Source organism: Staphylococcus sp. Marseille-Q1834, from assembly GCF_916858875.1.
GTDB lineage: Bacteria > Bacillota > Bacilli > Staphylococcales > Staphylococcaceae > Staphylococcus > Staphylococcus pragensis.
Genome location: NZ_CAKASN010000001.1, coordinates 854,308 through 874,778, shown reverse-complemented (window position 1 = coordinate 874,778; position 20,471 = coordinate 854,308). Strand labels below are relative to the sequence as shown.

At 33.1% G+C, this 20,471-nt stretch carries 17 protein-coding genes, 2 tRNA genes and 2 pseudogenes; 11 read left to right on the top strand and 10 right to left on the bottom strand.

What is annotated here, in order from left to right; genetic code table 11:
- The first annotated feature begins 107 nt into the window (after positions 1-107).
- The 11 genes and pseudogenes from ccrA to LIX58_RS04335 all read left to right on the top strand — a co-directional run.
- Entirely contained in the window at positions 108-1,469 is a 1,362-nt protein-coding gene (gene ccrA, locus LIX58_RS04385; protein WP_226386117.1) for a cassette chromosome recombinase CcrA, read from the top strand.
- The gene (ccrB, locus tag LIX58_RS04380) at positions 1,466-3,091 is read left to right on the top strand and encodes a cassette chromosome recombinase CcrB (protein ID WP_226386116.1); all 1,626 of its coding nucleotides are present in this window, start codon (positions 1,466-1,468) and stop codon (positions 3,089-3,091) included. The genes ccrA and ccrB overlap by 4 nt, the downstream gene beginning before the upstream one ends.
- A gap of 156 nt (positions 3,092-3,247) precedes the next feature.
- Complete coding sequence (locus tag LIX58_RS04375; RefSeq protein ID WP_048667849.1) at positions 3,248-4,357, top strand: carbohydrate kinase; 1,110 nt, start codon at positions 3,248-3,250, stop codon at positions 4,355-4,357.
- The gene (locus LIX58_RS04370) at positions 4,341-5,252 is read left to right on the top strand and encodes a pseudouridine-5'-phosphate glycosidase (RefSeq protein ID WP_049395052.1); all 912 of its coding nucleotides are present in this window, start codon (positions 4,341-4,343) and stop codon (positions 5,250-5,252) included. Before LIX58_RS04375 ends, LIX58_RS04370 begins: the two co-directional genes overlap by 17 nt.
- A gap of 10 nt (positions 5,253-5,262) precedes the next feature.
- On the top strand, positions 5,263-6,444 hold the full coding sequence (locus LIX58_RS04365) for a NupC/NupG family nucleoside CNT transporter (RefSeq protein ID WP_070673394.1): 1,182 nt from the start codon (positions 5,263-5,265) through the stop codon (positions 6,442-6,444).
- A gap of 560 nt (positions 6,445-7,004) precedes the next feature.
- Positions 7,005-7,355, top strand: a complete 351-nt coding sequence (locus tag LIX58_RS04360; RefSeq protein WP_226386115.1) for an SAUGI family uracil-DNA glycosylase inhibitor — start codon at positions 7,005-7,007, stop codon at positions 7,353-7,355.
- An 86-nt stretch (positions 7,356-7,441) separates the two neighbouring features.
- On the top strand, positions 7,442-7,753 hold the full coding sequence (locus LIX58_RS04355) for a DUF960 family protein (RefSeq protein WP_226386114.1): 312 nt from the start codon (positions 7,442-7,444) through the stop codon (positions 7,751-7,753).
- Between the two features lie 14 nt (positions 7,754-7,767).
- Positions 7,768-8,271, top strand: a complete 504-nt coding sequence (locus LIX58_RS04350) for a DUF1643 domain-containing protein (protein WP_226386113.1) — start codon at positions 7,768-7,770, stop codon at positions 8,269-8,271.
- Positions 8,272-8,284: 13 nt separating this feature from the next.
- Positions 8,285-8,480: pseudogene (locus LIX58_RS04345) on the top strand (hypothetical protein).
- Between the two features lie 278 nt (positions 8,481-8,758).
- Positions 8,759-9,256, top strand: a complete 498-nt coding sequence (locus tag LIX58_RS04340; protein ID WP_001631030.1) for a GNAT family N-acetyltransferase — start codon at positions 8,759-8,761, stop codon at positions 9,254-9,256.
- A gap of 57 nt (positions 9,257-9,313) precedes the next feature.
- A pseudogene (locus LIX58_RS04335) lies at positions 9,314-9,598 on the top strand (hypothetical protein); the annotation flags it as partial.
- On the opposite strand, the gene LIX58_RS04330 reads toward LIX58_RS04335, so the two are convergent.
- From LIX58_RS04330 to LIX58_RS04285, 10 genes are all read right to left on the bottom strand, one after another.
- A complete protein-coding gene (locus LIX58_RS04330; RefSeq protein ID WP_226386112.1) occupies positions 9,578-10,795 on the bottom strand; it encodes a restriction endonuclease subunit S in 1,218 nt (405 codons plus the stop codon). The pseudogene LIX58_RS04335 and the gene LIX58_RS04330 sit on opposite strands and share 21 nt — an antisense overlap.
- A gap of 228 nt (positions 10,796-11,023) precedes the next feature.
- Complete coding sequence (gene rlmH / locus LIX58_RS04325; RefSeq protein WP_126564575.1) at positions 11,024-11,503, bottom strand: 23S rRNA (pseudouridine(1915)-N(3))-methyltransferase RlmH; 480 nt, start codon at positions 11,501-11,503, stop codon at positions 11,024-11,026.
- Between the two features lie 403 nt (positions 11,504-11,906).
- A complete protein-coding gene (locus LIX58_RS04320; RefSeq protein ID WP_126564576.1) occupies positions 11,907-12,707 on the bottom strand; it encodes an MBL fold metallo-hydrolase in 801 nt (266 codons plus the stop codon).
- Between the two features lie 612 nt (positions 12,708-13,319).
- Positions 13,320-14,111, bottom strand: coding sequence for a two-component system regulatory protein YycI (locus tag LIX58_RS04315; RefSeq protein ID WP_154838349.1), 792 nt, complete (start codon positions 14,109-14,111; stop codon positions 13,320-13,322).
- Positions 14,112-15,443, bottom strand: coding sequence for a YycH family regulatory protein (locus tag LIX58_RS04310; RefSeq protein WP_154838348.1), 1,332 nt, complete (start codon positions 15,441-15,443; stop codon positions 14,112-14,114). It lies immediately after the preceding gene.
- The gene (gene walK / locus LIX58_RS04305) at positions 15,433-17,259 is read right to left on the bottom strand and encodes a cell wall metabolism sensor histidine kinase WalK (protein ID WP_154838347.1); all 1,827 of its coding nucleotides are present in this window, start codon (positions 17,257-17,259) and stop codon (positions 15,433-15,435) included. Before walK ends, LIX58_RS04310 begins: the two co-directional genes overlap by 11 nt.
- A 12-nt stretch (positions 17,260-17,271) precedes the next feature.
- Positions 17,272-17,973 (bottom strand): response regulator YycF, encoded by a 702-nt coding sequence (gene yycF, locus LIX58_RS04300; RefSeq protein WP_103297271.1) that lies wholly within the window; start codon positions 17,971-17,973, stop codon positions 17,272-17,274.
- Between the two features lie 531 nt (positions 17,974-18,504).
- Positions 18,505-18,577, bottom strand: a tRNA-Asp gene (locus LIX58_RS04295).
- 7 nt (positions 18,578-18,584) lie between these two features.
- Positions 18,585-18,659: transfer RNA gene (locus tag LIX58_RS04290), tRNA-Glu, on the bottom strand.
- 457 nt (positions 18,660-19,116) lie between these two features.
- Positions 19,117-20,400 carry an adenylosuccinate synthase gene (locus LIX58_RS04285; RefSeq protein WP_126564580.1) on the bottom strand — a complete coding sequence of 428 codons (1,284 nt, stop codon included), beginning with the start codon at positions 20,398-20,400 and terminating at the stop codon, positions 19,117-19,119.
- Positions 20,401-20,471: the final 71 nt, after the last annotated feature.

Genomic DNA, 20,471 nt, shown 5'->3' with positions numbered 1-20,471 from the left:
GTTGCAGAATGATAACTAATCATGGCGGTCCAACGTGTTAAAAGCACGTTGGACCTTTCATTCGAATTTACTCACAAATATATATTATCTTTTTGGAGGTGTATAACATGGAAGAAGCGATTGCTTACGTACGTCAAAGTACACTAAAACAACAAAGCTTAGCCACTCAGAAATCCCTCATTATAGACACCGCTAAGCAATATGGATGGGTCAATGTAACATTTTATGATGATAAGAAAACAGGTCGACATACAAAACGGTCTGGCTATCAAAAAATGGTAGAAGCGATTACATCTGGAAAATGTAAAGTATTGTGTTGTTATCGCCTAAATCGGCTCCATCGTAATTTGAAAAATGCCATACAATTCTTTGAAATTTGTAAAAAGCATCACGTCACAATCATTAGTGTGAATGATGGCTATTTTGACTTATCTAAAGAGTTTGATTGTTTTCGCTTGAACATACTTATGAGTCTAGCAGAAATGGAATCGAACAATATTAGTGAACAAACACAAAATGGTCTAAGAGAAAAAGCCAAACAAGGTAAGTTGATTACAACACATGCCCCTTTTGGCTATCGTTATAGAAAAGGCCGCTTTATTGTACACAAAGAAGAAGCTTATATAGTTAAAATAGTTTATCGTTGGTATTTACAAGGCCTGGGTTATAAGAAAATTTCTCAAAAGTTGGATAAAGATATGAATTTTATTTCTCGTAAGCCCTACCAAGTTAGAAATATTCTCTTGAATCCTAACTATTGCGGTCGTGTCATCAATAAGTATGGCACGTTTAATAATATCGTTCCACCTATTATTGATGTTGATACGTTTGAAGAAGCACAGGAGCGTCGTATTCATAAGCAATACAATCGATCCCATTCTAGAAATAAGCTAAAACGACGAATCAAATGTCCTTACTGTCAGTCAACATTAACAAACTTAACGATAAAAAAAGAGAATCATTCTCTACATTACTATATCTGTCCTAAAAATATGAATGAAGCTTATCATACGTGTCCATTTAAAGGTATCAATGCCCAAATGATTGAAACAGAGGTCCTAAACATTTGTAAAGCATATTGTGACAATCAGTCATTTCATGACAAATTAAATGAGACAATACTAAAAGCTCTAAAACACCAACAAATGAAACACAGACAATCACATCTAACACAAGAACAACTCATCGAAAAGCTGGCACAAAATCAAATTGATATCGAAACGTTTAAACGTTTATCCGCTGGCTCTGAAAATGAAGAACGTTACTCTAATTATTCACATAAACAAATTACCGAAACAATCTGTCATGTACTCAAAGATAAATTGACATTAGAAACCATAGCACCTTTGATTGATGACATTACAATAACTCAAACTAAACAATTACAAGGAATCTACTTTAAAAATAGTCCCCTCAATATCGTTGAACAATCACGTTTAATAACTCCTGAAAGGAATGAAGTAATATGAAACAACTCAAAAAGAAACGTATTGGATTATATGCCCGTGTATCGACTGAAATCCAGACGAACGGCTACAGCATTCAAAGCCAGTTAAATCAACTTAAAGAGTATTGTCAATTTCAAGGATATGAAGTCGTTGATGAATATACCGATCGTGGTATATCGGGTAAAACCACGCAACGTCCTGAACTACAACGTATGTTAAAAGATGCAAACGACGGTAAGTTAGATTGTATTATGGTCTACAAAACCAATCGTTTAGCTAGAAATACCTCAGATTTATTAACTATTGTCGAAGAATTATATAAGATTAATGTCGAATTTTTTAGTCTAACTGAAAAAATAGAAATTGCCAGCTCAACAGGTAAATTAATGCTCCAAATCTTAGCTAGCTTTTCTGAATTTGAAAGAAATACAATTGTAGAAAATGTCTACAATGGCCAAAGACAACGTGCTATTGAAGGTTATTACCAAGGTAATTTACCTCTAGGCTATGATAAAGTACCTGACAGTAAAAAAGAGCTCATGATCAATCAACATGAAGCGAATATTGTTAAATATATTTTTGAGTCATACGCTAAAGGTCATGGTTATCGTAAGATTGCGAACGCATTGAATCATAAAGGTTATGTGACTAAGAAAGGTAAACCTTTTAGTATTTCGTCCATTACCTACATCATCTCTAACCCTTTTTACATTGGAAAGATACAGTTTGCGAAGTATAGACACTGGAGCGATAAGAGACGAAAAGGACTCAATGAAGAACCAATTATTGCAGATGGTAAGCATGCACCTATTATTGATAGAAACTTATGGGATAAAGTGCAATTTAAACGCAAAGAGAGTCGTAAGAAACCACAAGTTCATGGTAAAGGGACCAATCTACTGACTGGGATTGTAAAATGTCCCGAATGTGGTGCAGCCATGGCGGCAAGTAATACGACCAATACATTAAAGGATGGCACTAAGAAAAGAATCAGATATTACTCATGTAGTAATTTTAGAAACAAAGGATCAAAAGTATGTAGTGCTAATTCTGTTAGAGCAGATGTATTAGAAAAATATGTTATGGATCAGATATTGGAAATTATCAAAAGTAAAAAGGTATTGAAGCAATTGGTTGAAAAGGTAAATGAAAACAGTCAAATAGACGTATCTTCTTTGAATCATGATATCGCCTATAAACAGTCACAATGTGAAGAAGTCAAAGCCAAAATGCATACACTAACGAAAACCATTGAAGACTCACCTGACTTAGATAGCGTATTGAAACCCACAATACTTAGCTACCAAGATGAATTGAATCAAATAAATAATCAAATACATCAACTAGAACAAGATAAACAAGCGGAAGCTCCACATTATGATACTGATATGATTGCCAACATACTACAAAAAATATTTAAAGATATAGACAAATTAGAGAAATCACAGTTGAAATCATTGTATCTGACGGTCATCGATCGTATTGACATAAGAAAAGATGAGCATCATAAGAAGCAATTTTACGTTACGCTCAAACTGAATAATGAGATTATCAAACAACTATTTAATAACCATCCACTTGACGAAGTGCTTCTTAGCACTTCGTCTTTATTTTTGTCCCAAACACTATATCTTATTATTTAGTAAATAAAGTGAGTATAATTATATTTTAATAGAATAAAAAATAAAACCCTTCAAGAAAACGTTTACACAAAAATGTATATATGTTATTATCTCTTTGAATGAAACAAACAAATGTTTTGTTTATGAACTATTGTTTCTTTAAAAGGAGGTGCTATTTTGAAAAATAAAGAGCAATTTATTTTAAACGAAATTAAAAAAAATCCTTTTATTACTCAACAAGAGTTAGCAGAACGTATTGGTTTATCAAGGCCAGCCACAGCTAATATAATATCTGGTTTAATAAAAAAGAAATATATATTAGGAAAAGCATACATTGTTAATGAGGAAGATTCCATAATCTGTATTGGAGCTGCTAATGTTGATAGAAAGTTTTATTGTGATACTGATCTACAATCTATGACTTCCAATCCAGTAAAATCAACAAAATCGATTGGAGGCGTAGCAAGAAATATTGCTGAAAACTTAGGGAGACTTGGTGAAAATGTTACATTTTTAACAGCAGCTGGAAATGATAGCGAATGGAGTTTAATTAAAAAACTATCTGAGCCTTTTATGAATACAAATTATATTCAACCTATAGAAAATGCAAGTACAGGATCATATACAGCCATTATAGATAAAAAAGGTGATATGCAGTATGGTTTTGCAGATATGAATATTTACGAGGAAATTACACCTGAATTTCTGTCAAAGCAGTCATCTATCTTATTAAAAGCTAAATGTTTAGTAATAGATTTAAATTTACCCAAAAAATCTATTGAGTACCTCACTTCATTCGCAGAAAAAAACAATATTAAGTTAGTAATTGTACCAGTATCTTCACCTAAAATGATCCATATGCCTAATTCACTACATTCAATTGATTGGTTAATTATTAATCGCGATGAAACCGAAACTTTTTTAAAAATGAAAATTGATAGTAATGATGACATGAGTATTGCTGCTGAGAAATTAATTAATCTTGGTGTGTCTAACGTCATTATTACAAATGGACTAAAACCACTCATTTTCAAAGATAATAGTTCAGAATCATTTCACTCAGTAATTTCATCTAAAAATGTAGTTGATGTAACTGGTGCTGGTGATTCATTTACTAGCGCAGTAATATATAGTTGGCTAAAAAATTATACTAATGAAGACATTATTAACTTAGCTTTGTTAAACTCGAAGAAAACTGTTGAAACTAATTACACTGTTAGACAAAATTTAGATCAAAAACAATTAGAAATTGAATTGGAGGAATTTAAAAATGAAAAAATTTCTTGAATTTTCTACAGAAGTTGAAGAAGCCAAAAAAAACAATAGTCCCATAGTAGCTTTAGAATCTACAATAATCTCTCATGGTATGCCCTACCCACAAAACATTGAAATGGCAAAAAAAGTTGAACAAATAATACGAGACAATGGCGCCACACCTGCTACTATTGCCATAATGGATGGGAAAATAAAAATTGGTTTAAACGAAAATGACTTGGAGACTCTAGCAAATAGTCCTAATGTCGCTAAAGTATCTCGTCGCGACTTAGCAGAAATAGTTGCTACTAAAAAAATTGGGGCTACAACTGTTGCTTCTACTATGATTTGTTCAGAATTAGCTGGGATACCATTTTTTGTCACTGGTGGAATTGGTGGTGTTCATAAGGGCGTAGAAACTAGTATGGATATTTCAGCAGATTTAGAAGAACTAGCGCATACAAATGTTACAGTTATATGCGCAGGAGCAAAATCTATTTTAGACTTGCCTAAAACGCTTGAATACTTAGAAACTAAAGGTGTTCCGGTAATTGGATATCAAACAACTGAACTACCTGCTTTTTTCACTAGAGAAAGCGGTTTAAAACTAAATAGTTCAGTTGAGGAACCTACAGAAATAGCTGAAATTTTCAAGACCAAAATGGAGTTAAATTTACATGGTGGAATGGTCATTGCAAATCCTGTTCCTAAAGAACATGAACTTTCTAAAGATTATATTGACACTATAATTGAAGAAGCTGTTAAAGATTCTATTGCCAATGGAATTAGTGGAAAAGACTCTACGCCTTTCCTTCTTAAAACAATCGTTGAAAAAACAGATGGCAAAAGCTTAGAAACAAATATTAAGTTGGTAGAAAATAACGCTGTTTTAGGAGCTAAAATAGCTGTAGCTTTCAGCAAAATGTAGGTGCTTGACTATGTCAATAATCTTCACATTTTTAGGAATAGTTTTTGCTTTATTAGTTGCATATATTTTTAGTTTTAATAGAAAAGCTATAGATATAAAAAAACCAATGATTATGATAGTAATACAAATTGTTCTTGTTTTATTTATGATGAATACATCAATAGGTCTTAATTTATTAACCGCAATGAGTACATTTTTTGAGGGTTTAATGAATATTAGTAAAGAAGGTATTGAATTCGTTTTTGGAGATTTACAAAATAAAAACGGCTATAATTTCTTTCTAAATGTATTACTACCTTTAGTTTTTATTTCGGTTTTAATTGGTATGTTAAACTATTTTAAAATTTTACCTTTTCTAATTAAAATTATAGGTTGGATAATTAATAAAATAACTCATATGGGGCAACTTGAAAGCTATATCGCAATATCTACTTCTATGTTAGGTCAACCAGAGGTTTATTTAACAGTTAAAAATATTATTCCAAGCTTGTCAAAAGAAAAGTTATATACTATTACTACTTCAGGTATGAGTGCTGTCAGTATGGCTATGCTAGGCTCATATATGCAAATGATCGATCCTAAATATGTAGTTACTGCAGTTGTTTTAAATATTTTCAGTGCTTTGATAATTGCTAGCGTCATTAATCCTTACAAAAATGATAATAAAGAAGTAGAAGCTGAATCAGAAAAAAATGTTAAAAAAACAACTTTCTTTCAAATGATTGGTGAAAGTGCTATTGATGGCTTCAAAATTGCTATTACTGTAGCAATAATGTTGTTAGCTTTTATATCTTTAATGAAAGGAATTACCATTGTATTTGATTTAGTCGGTCTAGATTTTAAAAAATTGATTGGTTACATATTTGCTCCTATCGCTTTTATTATGGGTGTTCCATGGAGTGAAGCTATACGTGCTGGATCAATTATGGCAACAAAGTTAATTACAAATGAGTTCGTAGCAATGTTAGATTTTCAAAAAATTGCCTCTTCTCTATCTCCAAAGACTCAAGGTATAATATCTGTTTATCTTGTAAGCTTTGCTAACTTTGGTACTGTTGGAATTATGGTAGGAGCTATTAAAGGTATTGATAGTAAACAGGGAAATAAAGTAGCTTCTTTTGCCCTAAGATTATTATTAGGTGCAACATTAGCATCAATTATTTCAGCAAGTATTATTGGCTTAGTTTTATAAATAATAAATTTTTAAGTAAAAAGTCTTCACTAAAATTTAATAGTGAAGACTTTTTATTATAGAAAGTTCTTTATTTTCTTCTTCTGATTACTTTTTCTAACTAAGTTTAAGAATTCTCTTTATCAATTTCAATAACACTTATCTAACATGGTAGCAAATTGCATTATCTATCTACTACTACATGATGCTTATATTGAAATTGCTAAAGAACATCCCACGATGATTTTTTACCGGGAAAGGAATGGGATTTGCAGATTCGAAGAAGCAGAAGGATTGTGCAAGCACAATCCCAAAATCCCGTTATTCTTTATAAATAAATAATATATATAAGGAAGCAAAGACCCAACCCTATCATCAATACTTATAAATAATGAGTTGATTGTTCGTCAAAATGAGTGGGATTCCGGGATTTCCTTGTTACACCAACGTTTGTAGCGGGTTTTTACATGGAATTTTCTCTTATCCCCACCGGGGTTCGTAATAAATGACAAATCAAATATATATTATCCCAATGATGTATATCAACTACATCACTATCACACTATCTAGGAGGCAATGATATGAAAACAACCACTCAAGAACTCAAACAATATATAACTCGTCTATTCCAACTATCTAATAATGAAAAATGGGAATGTGAAGCACTGGAGGAAGCAGCAGAAAATATACTTCCTACTCGCTTTGTAGACCATACTCCACTTGTGCATCTTACACTTGAAACTTATACCTACTATAACGATGAACTACATGAGCTAAGTATCTATCCATTTCTTATGTACGCCAATAACCAACTCATCAGCATCGGTTATTTGGATCATTTTGATATGGACTTTCTCTACCTCACTGATACTAAAAATACGATTATCGATGAACGCCATTTACTAAGAGAAGGAGGGAATGACCATGAATAATTGGATCAAAGTCGCGCAAATATCTGTTACAGTCATTAACGAAGTGATTGACATCATGAAAGAAAAGCAAAATGGAGGAAAATAGTATGAAAATCAATCGATACATTACACGAGGCATTAGTGAACAACTATCTCTAGAGCTTCAAATCTTACTTTGGAATATGGTAAAAGAACGAGATTATCAATGGCATACCGATTACCTACACATTTTCAAACTACAAGAAGATGATAATATGTTGTCAATTACACATGAACAAGAACAGCCCGTATACAAGTTAGAATATCACTATACAAACTATGAAAAAAATCAAAATGCATTACCTAAGAAAGTCTACGTCATTCGTGAAGATGATGTAGACGTTTTTTATTATGTGATGCTTTTACCAGAAGAATACTAAAAGGAGTGACGTTGATGAATACAATCAAAAGTACGATACACACAGAAGCTATATTTAGCGATGATGAACAACACCGCTACTTACTCAAAAAGACTTGGGATAAAAAGAAACCTGTTTGTACAGTGATAACGATGTATCCTCATTTAGATGGCGTATTATCACTCGATCTTACTACTGTTCTTATCCTCAACCAATTAGTGAATTCTGAACAATATGGCGCTGTATATCTAGTGAATCTATTCTCTAATATTAAAACACCAGAGAATCTTAAACATATTAAAGAACCTTATGATAAACACACAGACATCCATTTGATGAAAGCAATTAGTGAGAGTGATACAGTGATTCTAGCTTATGGCGCCTATGCAAAGCGGCCTGTTGTCGTCGAACGTGTTGAGCAAGTGATGGAAATGTTAAAACCTCATAAAAAGAAAGTAAAAAAGCTCATAAATCCAGCAACAAATGATATTATGCATCCGCTTAATCCTAAAGCACGTCAAAAATGGACATTGAAATAAAGGAGGATTATCTATGAACTATGAAACTAAACAATCAGATTGGCATACAGTTGCTAGTTGTTTAGCATCGCAAAGTTATGTATCAATTGTAAAAGGATTAGTACATCATTTCGCAGCGATTGAAAATGAAGAAATACTTGATAAAATCTATGAAGATTTCACGTAATAATGATTTTCAAAATATTATTAATAATTATTTAACAAAATGAAATGTATATTTCAATAAAACTAGAGCATCCTTCACTTTTACGGTGAGGGATGCTTTATTATTTATTTTTTTATTGTTACTATCGACGTATTTATTCTTAATACAAACAAATGTGAGAATTTTATAGGTTTCATAGTAAGAGTAATAAATCGAGAATAACAAGAAAATGAGAATTAGTATGTGGTGAATTGTTAAAATAGAGTATTCACAGTGAATGATGACTTATTCGTTATTTATATTTATAATGCAAATATATGAGAAAATTTTGGGAGTGGAATTATGAAACTAAGAGCATTAGAGTATAGTGACTTACTTTTTGTTCATGAATTAAATAATGAATATTCTATTATGTCTTATTGGTTTGAAGAACCATATGAATCCTTAACGGAACTTCAATATTTATTTGATAAGCATTTATTAGATGAATCGGAAAGACGTTTTATTGTTGAAGATGAAAATCAAGTCGTAGGTATTGTTGAATTAGTAGAAATTAATTACATCCATCGTAATTGTGAAATACAAATAATTATTAAACCTGAGTTCAGTGGTAAAGGTTATGCAAAATTCGCATTCGAAAAAGCGATAAATTATGCATTCGATATATTAAACATGCACAAAATTTATCTATATGTTGATACAGATAACAAAAAAGCTGTGCATATATACGAGTCACAAGGATTTAAAACAGAAGGATTACTCAAAGAGCAATTCTACACTAAAGGTAAATATAAAGATGCCTATTTTATGTCATTATTGAAATCTGAATATATTTTGTAGCATAAAAAATAGCTCATATATTCATTTAGGTAGGTTCAAACCTAAATTACTTCTAATAAAATTGAAATGGGCTTCACTCGAATGTCCGTAAGAGGAATAAATAAAGTTAAAAGAGAATTGGGATTTGTATGAACGGCACTCAATATGAGAAAAGTAGTAGCTCAACCAGCTGAAAATAATCAAAAAATTTATAAAAAAGACAATTTCTATATTAATTTGATAGAAATTGTCTTTTTTATTTATTCAAAAACTTTATGTCTTGGGCTCGCTTTCATAATGTTATCTCTATTTAATATTTTACATAATAGGACTTTATCAGTATTAGATAAACATTCTTTGTAGTAAGCCTTGTTTACGATGTTTTAATAACTCAATTTTATGTATCTGCTTATTAATCTTTCTATTAATTATCTGAAACAATCGTCCTATTTGTTTTTGTTCCTTTAATATTGGAATTAACAACTTTATTTGTTCCATCTGTTTTCTTGACACTTCAGAAAATGTTGATCCTGCTCCTACTTTTTCAGCTTTTCTTTTTAAAATACTCGTCATTGAATATAAAAAATATGAATCTAAATCGTTCTCTTTTGGCACTATTGATTGAAATCCTTGATTAGTAGTCGCTTCTTTAGAGAGTATAGCTGTTTTTCCTATGCCTGCTCTTGAAGTAAATAACACCGTGCCTATTGGAAGCATCTTTGCAGAACTTTTTTCTAGTCCTTTTTCAGTTATTCTTCTTTGACTAGTACTTACAAATTCTTTATCTCCTATTTCAACTGGCGAAAACCAATTTATATCGCCATCCCAATATTCACTTTTTTTAGTACTTGGTGTTCCTCCACCTATAATATCAGCAACATTGCTTAACTTCTTCAATTTCCAATCAGGATAATCATTTCCATTTTCGTCTTTAAATCTTAACTCCTGAGAAAAAACCTTTTGCATATATCCTTTCTTTTGTTGCTCTAAAAGTTCAAGTTTCTCTTCTTCTAGCTCAATTTGGCGGTCGAGTTTGCTAAAAAAAACACCAATTTTTTGTTGTTCTTTTAACGAAGGTAGAAATAATTTCATTTTTCCTAATTCTTTTCCCGATATTTCTAAAAATGTTGATCCAGCAGCATGTTTTAATGCATATTTTTTTATATGGTTACTGATAGTGTAAATAAAATAACTATCGATTTTCTCACTATTAGGTATAATCGATTGGAATCCTTGATTAGTACAACCTTCTTTTGCTAATATAGCTGTATTTCCTATACCTGCTCTTGAAGTAAATAAAATTGTATTAATCGGCAATAATTTAGTAGAGCTTTTTTTATAACCTAAATTTGTTATTTTCTTCTTACTACCTCTAGCATAAATACTTTCCCCTATTTCATTCGGCGTATACCAATCAATTTCTCCATTCCAATATTCTGATACTTTTGTACTTGGCGTACCGCCTCCTGTAATTGTAGCTACATCACTTAACTTATGAATATGCCACATATCTAAAAAATTCGAAAATCTTAGCTCTGGAGTTTTTATGTGTTCAGTCATGTTTTAACACTCCTAGTTCTTTGAGATATTTGTTTATTTCTGATTCCACATTATATATTTACTCTTTCACTTCCTAATTCCACAAGTTGTTGAAATATTTCTAATGCATATATCTTTTGATATATCATTCATTTATACATCTTAAAATTTAATCTTTTATTAAATATATCAAAATTTGGTATTAATTAATATTGTATACTTTACTTTTATAAATTAATAAAAACCGCATCACTTATGATATGCTTCTCCTCGCATTATTTTAAATGCTCGATATACTTGTTCAATTAAGACGACGCGCATCATTTGATGTGGAAATGTCATTTTACTGAAAGAAAGTGCATAGTTGCTGCGTTTTAAGACATCCTCATGCAATCCGTTAGATCCTCCAATGACAAAGACAAAGTCGCTTTGTCCCTGAGTCATGCGTTGTTGAAGTTCTTGTGCTAATCCTTCTGATGACAACATTTTCCCTTGTATTTCTAAAGTGATGACAGTCGCTTGTGGTTTAATTTTGGCTAGAAGGCGTTGTCCTTCTTTTTCTTTTACTTGTTCAATTTCTTTTTCGCTCATATTTTCTGGAGCTTTTTCATCGGGTACTTCAATAATTTCAATTTTGGAATAAGCACCTAATCTTTTTTCATATTCTGCAATAGCCTGTTTCCAATATTTTTCTTTTAATTTACCCACAGCTAAGATAGTTATCTTCATATAAACCTCCATAGATGATAATAGTTATCCCACTTATCCACAAGTTATTCACTTGTTAACAGAATTCCCTCTAATTATAACAGTAATGTATATAAATTCTGTGGAAAAATTAAGAAATAGTACTAAAATATGTTATTAACACCTTTATTTTGTGGATAACTCTGTGAATAATGTGAGTATTTCTGTGTGTATTATACACAATAGTGGATAACTTCAATTAATTTTGGGGATAACTCAAAGTGAGTCTTAAATATTTATTCACATATTTTATCCAAATCCTACTTTTATAGGGTTGCTTATGAATATTAATGTATAGTTCAAATTATTAGATAACTACATCAAAATATAAAAAAAGACCTACTTACAATTACTAAAATTATAAGTAGGTCGACTGTCTAAAATATTATAATGTGTAAATAGGTGTAGCTTGTGCTTTATCTGTATCGCACAATAATACTTCTTTTTCTGTATCAATATCATGTTCATTTAACACTTGTCCCACACTCATACGTGCTAACTCTTTCATATTGTTATCTTGAGATAAGTGAGAAAGATAAATGCGCTTTGTGTTACCTGTAATAACATCTGTCATCGCAAGTCCAGCATCTTCGTTTGATACATGCCCCATATCGCTTAAAATACGTTGTTTCGTCTTCCATGGATAACGGCACATACGTAACATATCTACATCATGATTACTTTCAAACATAAAGGCATCACTACCTTGAATCATACCTTTCATGCGGTCAGAAACATAACCTGTATCTGTAATCATTGTAAATTTTTTATAATTATTATGGAAAATATAAAACTGTGGATCAATCGCATCGTGAGATACATTAAATGACTCTATATCAAAACCTGCAATTGATTTTGTTTCATATGGGTTAAAAATAAATTTTTGGTCCATTGGAATCTTACCGTCTTTTTTATCGATAGCTTTCCAAGTATTCTCATTCGCATAAATCGGTAAACCATATTTACGTGCAATTACGCCTAATCCTTTAATATGATCACTATGTTCATGAGTAACTAATATACCGTTCAAATCTTTCATATTTCTATCTATTTGGCTAAATAACTCTTCCATCTTTTTACCAGTGAGTCCAACATCTACTAAAAGACTGCCTTTGTCACTTTCAACATAAGTGGCATTTCCCGTACTGCCACTAGCCAGAACACTCATACGTATCAAGCAGCTCATCCTTTCTACTTCTGACAACCTATTCTATATGTTAGAGTGCCTTCAGTGTAAAATATTTATTCTGCACTCTTTTTATCCTAAAAAATGATGTTTCGAACAACTCACATCATCCGAAACATTCCAGTCCTTTAAAAATACCTTTATATTATACTATACCAACACAGAAATTAAAGTTCCAATTCCTTGTTTATGTATTAGCCATCTCCACACAAACATAAAAAAGTAAGTGCATAAAACCTAGGCCTCACACACTTACTATACTTCCCACTCCTAACCCTCTTCCTCTCTTAGATAAGAGAGAGGAAAGGATGAGGATAGTTATTTATTATTGAAAAAGTTTATTAAACTTAATTTCAGTAAAGAATTCTGAAGAATTGATTCGAGCAATCGTTTTGTTTTCTTTCTTCATTAATTAATAAAAACATAAATATTAGCGAATGAAGTAGCGCGACTCTTGGCGGAAAAGAAAGAGCCTCAAGACTACAGGCTTGAGCCTTTCCCGCAAGAAAGCGTCGCTACGAAATGAGCTAAGAGTATAAAACCTATTACAAATTCAAAGAAGCGAGAATAATTCGTAAGAATTATCCTTTTAACCAACACACTAAAGTAACCCTAGTTATCAATCACCTTAGGATTGGTTGATGTCGCCTCAACATAATACGTCTTCGTATCATTTTTACCTTTATGCTTCACCTTAATCTCCCAGTTCGCTTGCAACAACTGCACATTTGTTTCCCTCACGACTGAGTAATAACCAAGTCTCGCATCCAATACTTCATCACCCGATTTTAAATAACGATTAAAATACAACGTCTCAATCGCCTTACGTGGCGTAATCACCTGCTTCTTAGGATTATTATCACTCTTCGCAGGCTCAATCTTACTCATCACTGTCTGCTTATAACTCGTCGCCTTACCATCACTCACATTAAAACGTAAACGCGCCTTATTATTATTCATCAACGGATAACCATCATACGTTTGCTCATATGTCACCGAATCTCCTGACACACTTCCTAATTGATACGCCTTGCCATTATAAATATTATCCATAATGTAATTCTTCAAATCACTTAAATTACTATCACTTACATTAACCGTACTATTCATCTCACCTGTCAACGTATAACCTGAATCATCCGCTTCCAACGACGATTTATCTTCTGCATAATTATTGAAGTTCTTCGTCGTCGCAGTAATCATCTGCATCTTCGTACCGCTGACATCTTTATTCAACACATCTTTCGAAATCTTAATTTCTTCTTGCTGAAAATTAACCTCATTATCACTCTCTGACTCGTTAATCTGAGACTTCGTCACCTTGTTAATGTAAATCATAACTAGCAGGATGTTAACAAGAACAAATACGAAAATAAACAATGTCTTCGTTCGTTTCCAGTTCATTTATTCAAGCCTCCCATCCTCATATGCATACCAATCTCCATCATATTCAACATACCACGTTGGAACAAACTCACTATTACGTTGTACTTCAATATCATCTTTCGTAGGTTGATCATCTTCACGATAGCCAACCGCCATATTCGTTACTTTTTGGAAATCAATATTATGATTGTTAGCTAAAGCTGAACGCACTGTTTCTGCACTATCGAGAGAAACACTTTCACCTTCTAAAGGCACGCTAGAACGCAGTAATGCCCGTTTATAATCATAAATACCTTTCTCTCCCCATGTGACTTCAATATCATTCAACTTCTGATCATTGAATGTTGGATGGCCGTTGAGGAATAACTGATAGGTTAATTCACCTGATGAATTATCTGTGCTAAATAGACGGAAATCATCGTTAAAGAAGCCACCATGACCATTAATATATTCAAAAGTACTTGGAATCGTGGTATCCATATCACTCAAACTTGATTCATCTTCTGATAAGTTCTTATAATGATATTTTTTACTCTCATCATTATAGTTCGCTACGCCTGTATTGTTGTTATAGGTCGTAGCGCCACTTTTCCCGCTTCGAATAATAACAGAATCATCAAATAAAATTGAATTCATCGTTTCTACAGGAATAGTATCATACACCATACGATAAGAACGCATACGTTGAGGGTGATTTGGCGCAAAAACGTGTGTCGCTTTATCAATGGTATCCTTATTCGTAATAATCTCTGAATATTTCTGCATATCCTCATTTAATTGATCCATCGTCTTAGCAAAATTCTTAGCTTTCGCATTCATTGTTACCTTCATCACTTGATGTCGGTCTTTACTTATCGCATATAGCTCTAAATTACCTTTTGAATTCTCATCAACCAATAAACGATTAAAATTAAAGTTTTTAGGCACTTTCGCCGATGTATTTAAGACTTGTCCTAAATATGTAGTTAAAGGCATATCATAAGTAAAATCTAATACAGTAAAACGGGTATTTAACGTCGGAAGCGTTAAATTATAATCGCGCTGTAAATGCTCAATTTTACTTACTTCATGATTCTTTAAAGCCTCTGACACTTGTGATAATTGCGCACGTGACGGCGCCATACCTTTAACTTTATCATCTTTAACCTCGACGATTTGATACGGCGCAATTACATTCTCAATATGCGCTGCCATAGGTTTACCAATCGACTTTACATTACCTTTTTTACTCTCTGCACTATCGATATTCGTTAAATCAGGCGTAAAGTTCCACACCATGTACGTTAAGACAATACTCATCATGACTAATAAAATCAGAATAATAGATTTAATATACTCCTTACTCTTCATCCCAATCACCATCGTCTATAACTTCACATGGAAGCGTAATAAATATCGATGTACCTTGACCTTCAACGCTGTTTGCCCAAATACGCCCATTATGTGCTTCAACAATCTCTTTTGAAATCGCAAGACCTAGACCAGTACCACCCATTTTACGCGTACGTGCTTTATCTACACGATAGAAACGATCAAAGATTTTATCTACTTTGTTAATAGGGATACCAATACCGTTATCCTTAATACGAATGGTCATACGATTGTATAACGCATTCTGTTTCACGTGGAACTCGACACGTTTCTGACCGCGAGAATATTTCATCGCATTAGTAATAACGTTGTCGAACACTTGCGTCATCTTATCGGGATCAATTTCAGTGAAAATCGTATCTGAAGGAATTTCACGCACGAAAATGGTATCTTTCGCTGCCATTTCATGGCGATTAATAATTTTATTAATAAACATATTGAAGTCGACAATTTCTTTAGTGATTTGTTCAGATTCGTTATCCATTTTCGATAATTGAAGTAAATCGTTAACTAAACGAATCATACGTTCCGTTTCTTCACGTGTCACTGATAAGAATTGAGGCGCTAAATTATCATCTTTCCACGCGCCTTCTTCTAACGCTTCAATATAACTGTTCATTGACGTTAATGGTGTACGTAGTTCGTGAGACACATTGGCTACGAATTCGCGACGTTCACGTTCTACTTGTTGTTGCTCTGTAACATCGTGGAGCACGGCAATATAACCATTTACAAAGCCCGTTTCCTGAACAATAGTACTAAAGTTCACACGCGCAATAATGCCTTCTTCTTCATTTATATCAAGTAAGAAACTATCATTGTTCTCTTGAATCTCATCTAAAGAGAACTCGTCTTCGATATTCAAGACATTTAACATATAATAACCTATTAAATCTTCTCGTGCCATGCCTAACATTTTAAGCGCCATATCGTTAACGATACGCACACGTCCGCGTCGGTCCGTCGCAATAATCCCGTCACTCATATGCGTGATAACGGAATCTAGACGACGTTTTTCACTTTCCGTATTGGCTTGTGCTTCTTGTACACGTTTCGATAAATTGTTGAATGCTAAGGCAAGTTCACCAATTTCGTCATTCCCGTAAATCTTCACACGTTGCGTATAATTCCCTTTCGACATTTCAACCGTTTGGTTACGCATATCCGTAATCGGACGCGTAATTGTTCGCGCAATGAAGAAACCAAGAATTACCGTTATGAAAAGGGAAATAGCCGTACCAATAATGAAGATTTGGTTAATATTATTCAACTGATTATATACATCATTAATATTCGATTCTATGTAAATATTACCAATCGTCTCGTTACCATTCTTCACGGGCAAATTATAAATCCAAATTCGCTCTTTACCACTACCATAATCTTTCAATACATTGTGATTATTTGGTTCTCCTAATGATAAAGCTTTCTGAACGGAATTATCATTTACTTTCTGATTAATTAAATTATGAGACGATAACTTCGCCGTTGCCATAATAATTTGATCCTTATCAATAAAACGAATCTCTTCTATTTCTTGACGATTGGCATACTCATTTAATAAACTTTGCACTTCTTTTTGTGCATTAGACGGATCATCTCGATAAATCCGTTCAATATTAACTTCAAGCTGCGTCGCATATTGTTTAATATTCTTCATGAAGTTATTCGTTAATTCTTTTTCCAAACTATTAGTGAAATACAGACCAATAATTTGCATCCCAATAATAATCAGTAACACATAGACAATAACAAGCTTTGTGTGAAGGGATTGTAATTGCTTCAGCCACTTCATAACCTTAAACCCCTAATCATGTTGTTGGAGGAAGTATCCAACGCCTCTACGTGTCACAATATATTCTGGATGAGAGGGATCATCTTCAATCTTCTCACGTAAACGACGAATCGTTACATCCACTGTACGCACGTCGCCGAAGTAATCATAACCCCAAACCGTTTGTAATAAATGTTCACGTGTCATAACCTGACCCATATGTTTAGATAAATAGTGGAACAATTCGAACTCACGATGTGTTAATTCGATATCCTCACCACGTTTCTTAATAGAATACGCGTCTGGATAAATGACAATATCCTTAATTGTAATTTCATTAGAAGTACTCGCCACTTCTTGAGCAGGTTGTGAATAGTGACGACGTAAGTTCGCTTTCACACGCGCAATCAATTCACGTGTACTAAACGGTTTCGTTACATAGTCATCCGCACCTAATTCAAGACCCAACACCTTATCAATTTCAGAGTCTTTCGCCGTTAACATAATGATAGGCATTTCATATTTTTTACGTACCTCACGACATACTTCCATTCCGTCGCGTCCAGGTAACATGATATCTAATAAGACGATATCTGGTTCTTCTTCATAAATTAAATCCACTGCATCATTGCCATCATAAGCACAGTAAACATCATAACCTTCTTTTTTTAAGTTAAATTCCAATATATCCGCAATTGGCTTTTCATCATCAACTACAACAACTTTTCTTGCCATATCTATAAACCTCATTTCTCAAATTGTAGTTCTATATTTCATTAAATATTTATGTTAATTAGTAAAGAATAAACAGTGATTTGATGCGTTAAATTAAGTTTATAGCGCATATTAATCTATTATATAATTTACCATTAATAGTCACTTAATTCTATTTTCATAATTAAATTTATAGAATAATATTAGTTTCAAGTTTACCACTCTAATTTAATATTACAAATAAGTTGAATGCTTTTGAAATGAGACAATAGTCGTAGTGACGCATGATTTGAAGATTATTACAAATAGATAATCGTCTTTAAAGTCGGTCTATCAACATTTGTCAGAGTATTCACATTGAAATATTAAGAATGTGTTGCACCGTCACACACCTGTAACGCATTGAATATAATTGAGGAATATTTAACTTTTAGACTATGCCCGTAGGCTTATTTTTTGAAAAGGGTGTATAAAGAGGACCGCCACAAAAAAGAAGGGGTTATGAAGCAAAAAAAGCATAAAAAAAATGCCTACCCTTTTGGGTAAGCAGTACGGTCTCGACGGGAATCGAACCCGCGATCTCCTGCGTGACAGGCAGGCGTGTTAACCGCTACACTACGAGACCTCCTAAATGGTGACTCCTACGGGACTCGAACCCGTGTTACCGCCGTGAAAGGGCGGTGTCTTAACCGCTTGACCAAGGAGCCGTTCTTAAGCACAAGATAGATTATAGCATAGCTTTTAATTTAAAGACAAGACTTTTTTTACATAATTTTAATATTTTTTTAGAAATCTTAATTTTCCTTAGAGAAGCCTATGATATCAAGGGTTTCAAGTTTACATATCCTTCATTTTCAACCCTTTTACACCTCGATTAAAATAAAAAAAGCAGACATTGAATAATCAATGTCTGCTTTTTGATGAAAATCATCTTTAACCATCATTCAATTTTTACATTCACAATATGATAGACATGCTCCGATAAACAGGTTTTTCAACAGAGACTTTCAAAACCTAAGCGCTTATCTTCGCACCTTGTGATAGACGGGCTACAGTGAGCAGGTTTTTCGGCAGAAATACTCAAAGCTCAACAAAACTTGAGAAACAGTTTTGCTCACTTTTCGGTTCTGCTCAAAACCTAAGCGCTCACTTTCACACCTTTTTTTACCATAATTGTTCTAATAAGTTTGTTTGGTCACGGTCTGGACCAACTGAGAAGATTGAAATGCGTACGCCACATAATTCAGAAATACGTTCTAAATATTTACGTGCATTGTCAGGTAGCTCTTCTAAAGTACGGCAACCTGTAATATCTTCTTTCCATCCTGGTAACTCTTCAAAGATTGGTTTACAACGACGTAATTGATCAAGGTTCGCAGGATATTCTGTGATTTCTTCTCCATCTAATTCGTATGCTGTACAAATCTTCACAGTGTCTAAACCTGTAAGCACATCGATAGAGTTAATAGATAAATCTGTAATACCACTTACACGACGAGAGTGACGTAATACAACTGAGTCGAACCAACCTACACGACGTGGACGACCTGTAGTTGTACCATATTCACGACCAACTTCTCTGATATGGTGACCATCTTCATCAAATAATTCAGTAGGGAATGGACCATCACCTACACGAGATGTATAAGCTTTACATACACCAATCACTTTAGATACGAAAGTTGGGCCTACACCAGTACCAACTGTTACGTTACCTGCAACAGGGTTACTTGAAGTTACGAAAGGATATGTACCGTGGTCGATATCTAACATTACACCTTGTGCACCTTCAAATAATACTTTTTCCTCAGCTACAAAAGCATCGTCTAAGATTTTAGCTGTGTCAGTAACAAACTCTTTTAAGCGTTGACCTGCAGCATAGTATTCATCAAAGATTTCATCGAAACGTGGACAAGATTCATTGAACATACCTTTGAAATAAGCATCTTTAATTTCAATATTTTCTTTTAAGCGTCTTTCAAAAGTTTCTTTTTCCAATAAATCAGCCATACGAATACCAATACGTTGTGCTTTATCTACATAAGCTGGACCGATACCTTTTTTAGTTGTACCGATTTTATTATCGCCACGACGACGTTCTTCGTATTCGTCTTGTGCTAAGTGATAAGGAAGAATCACTTGCGCACGGTTTGAAATGCGTAAGTTTGATGTAGACACACCACGTTCATTTAAACCGTCTAATTCTTTTAATAATGCAACTGGATCAACAACTACACCATTACCAATCACTGCTAATTTATCTTTATAAAAAATACCTGATGGCACTAAATGCAATTTGTACGTTTCTCCGCCAAATTGAATTGTGTGGCCTGCGTTATTACCACCTGAAAAACGTGCAATAACATCTGCTTGTTCCGCTAAGAAATCTGTAATTTTACCTTTACCTTCGTCTCCCCATTGTGTCCCAACTACTACGATTGATGACATGTGAGCACCTCCAAAGTTTTCTCAATTAACCATTAAGTATTCTATCAATACGAACCTCATAATGCAAATAA

What these genes read in the sequence shown, in the direction of transcription:
- LIX58_RS04355 (WP_226386114.1), top strand. Translation starts at nt 7,442, where the DNA reads ATGAAAATCAATCGATACATTACACGAGGCATTAGTGAACAACTATCT.
- LIX58_RS04350 (WP_226386113.1), top strand. Translation starts at nt 7,768, where the DNA reads ATGAATACAATCAAAAGTACGATACACACAGAAGCTATATTTAGCGAT.
- ccrA (WP_226386117.1), top strand. Translation starts at nt 108, where the DNA reads ATGGAAGAAGCGATTGCTTACGTACGTCAAAGTACACTAAAACAACAA.
- rlmH (WP_126564575.1), bottom strand. Translation starts at nt 11,503, where the DNA reads ATGAAGATAACTATCTTAGCTGTGGGTAAATTAAAAGAAAAATATTGG.
- LIX58_RS04310 (WP_154838348.1), bottom strand. Translation starts at nt 15,443, where the DNA reads ATGAAGAGTAAGGAGTATATTAAATCTATTATTCTGATTTTATTAGTC.
- LIX58_RS04315 (WP_154838349.1), bottom strand. Translation starts at nt 14,111, where the DNA reads ATGAACTGGAAACGAACGAAGACATTGTTTATTTTCGTATTTGTTCTT.
- LIX58_RS04370 (WP_049395052.1), top strand. Translation starts at nt 4,341, where the DNA reads ATGAAAAAATTTCTTGAATTTTCTACAGAAGTTGAAGAAGCCAAAAAA.
- ccrB (WP_226386116.1), top strand. Translation starts at nt 1,466, where the DNA reads ATGAAACAACTCAAAAAGAAACGTATTGGATTATATGCCCGTGTATCG.
- LIX58_RS04285 (WP_126564580.1), bottom strand. Translation starts at nt 20,400, where the DNA reads ATGTCATCAATCGTAGTAGTTGGGACACAATGGGGAGACGAAGGTAAA.
- walK (WP_154838347.1), bottom strand. Translation starts at nt 17,259, where the DNA reads ATGAAGTGGCTGAAGCAATTACAATCCCTTCACACAAAGCTTGTTATT.
- LIX58_RS04330 (WP_226386112.1), bottom strand. Translation starts at nt 10,795, where the DNA reads ATGACTGAACACATAAAAACTCCAGAGCTAAGATTTTCGAATTTTTTA.
- LIX58_RS04365 (WP_070673394.1), top strand. Translation starts at nt 5,263, where the DNA reads ATGTCAATAATCTTCACATTTTTAGGAATAGTTTTTGCTTTATTAGTT.
- LIX58_RS04360 (WP_226386115.1), top strand. Translation starts at nt 7,005, where the DNA reads ATGAAAACAACCACTCAAGAACTCAAACAATATATAACTCGTCTATTC.
- LIX58_RS04320 (WP_126564576.1), bottom strand. Translation starts at nt 12,707, where the DNA reads ATGAGCTGCTTGATACGTATGAGTGTTCTGGCTAGTGGCAGTACGGGA.
- yycF (WP_103297271.1), bottom strand. Translation starts at nt 17,973, where the DNA reads ATGGCAAGAAAAGTTGTTGTAGTTGATGATGAAAAGCCAATTGCGGAT.
- LIX58_RS04340 (WP_001631030.1), top strand. Translation starts at nt 8,759, where the DNA reads ATGAAACTAAGAGCATTAGAGTATAGTGACTTACTTTTTGTTCATGAA.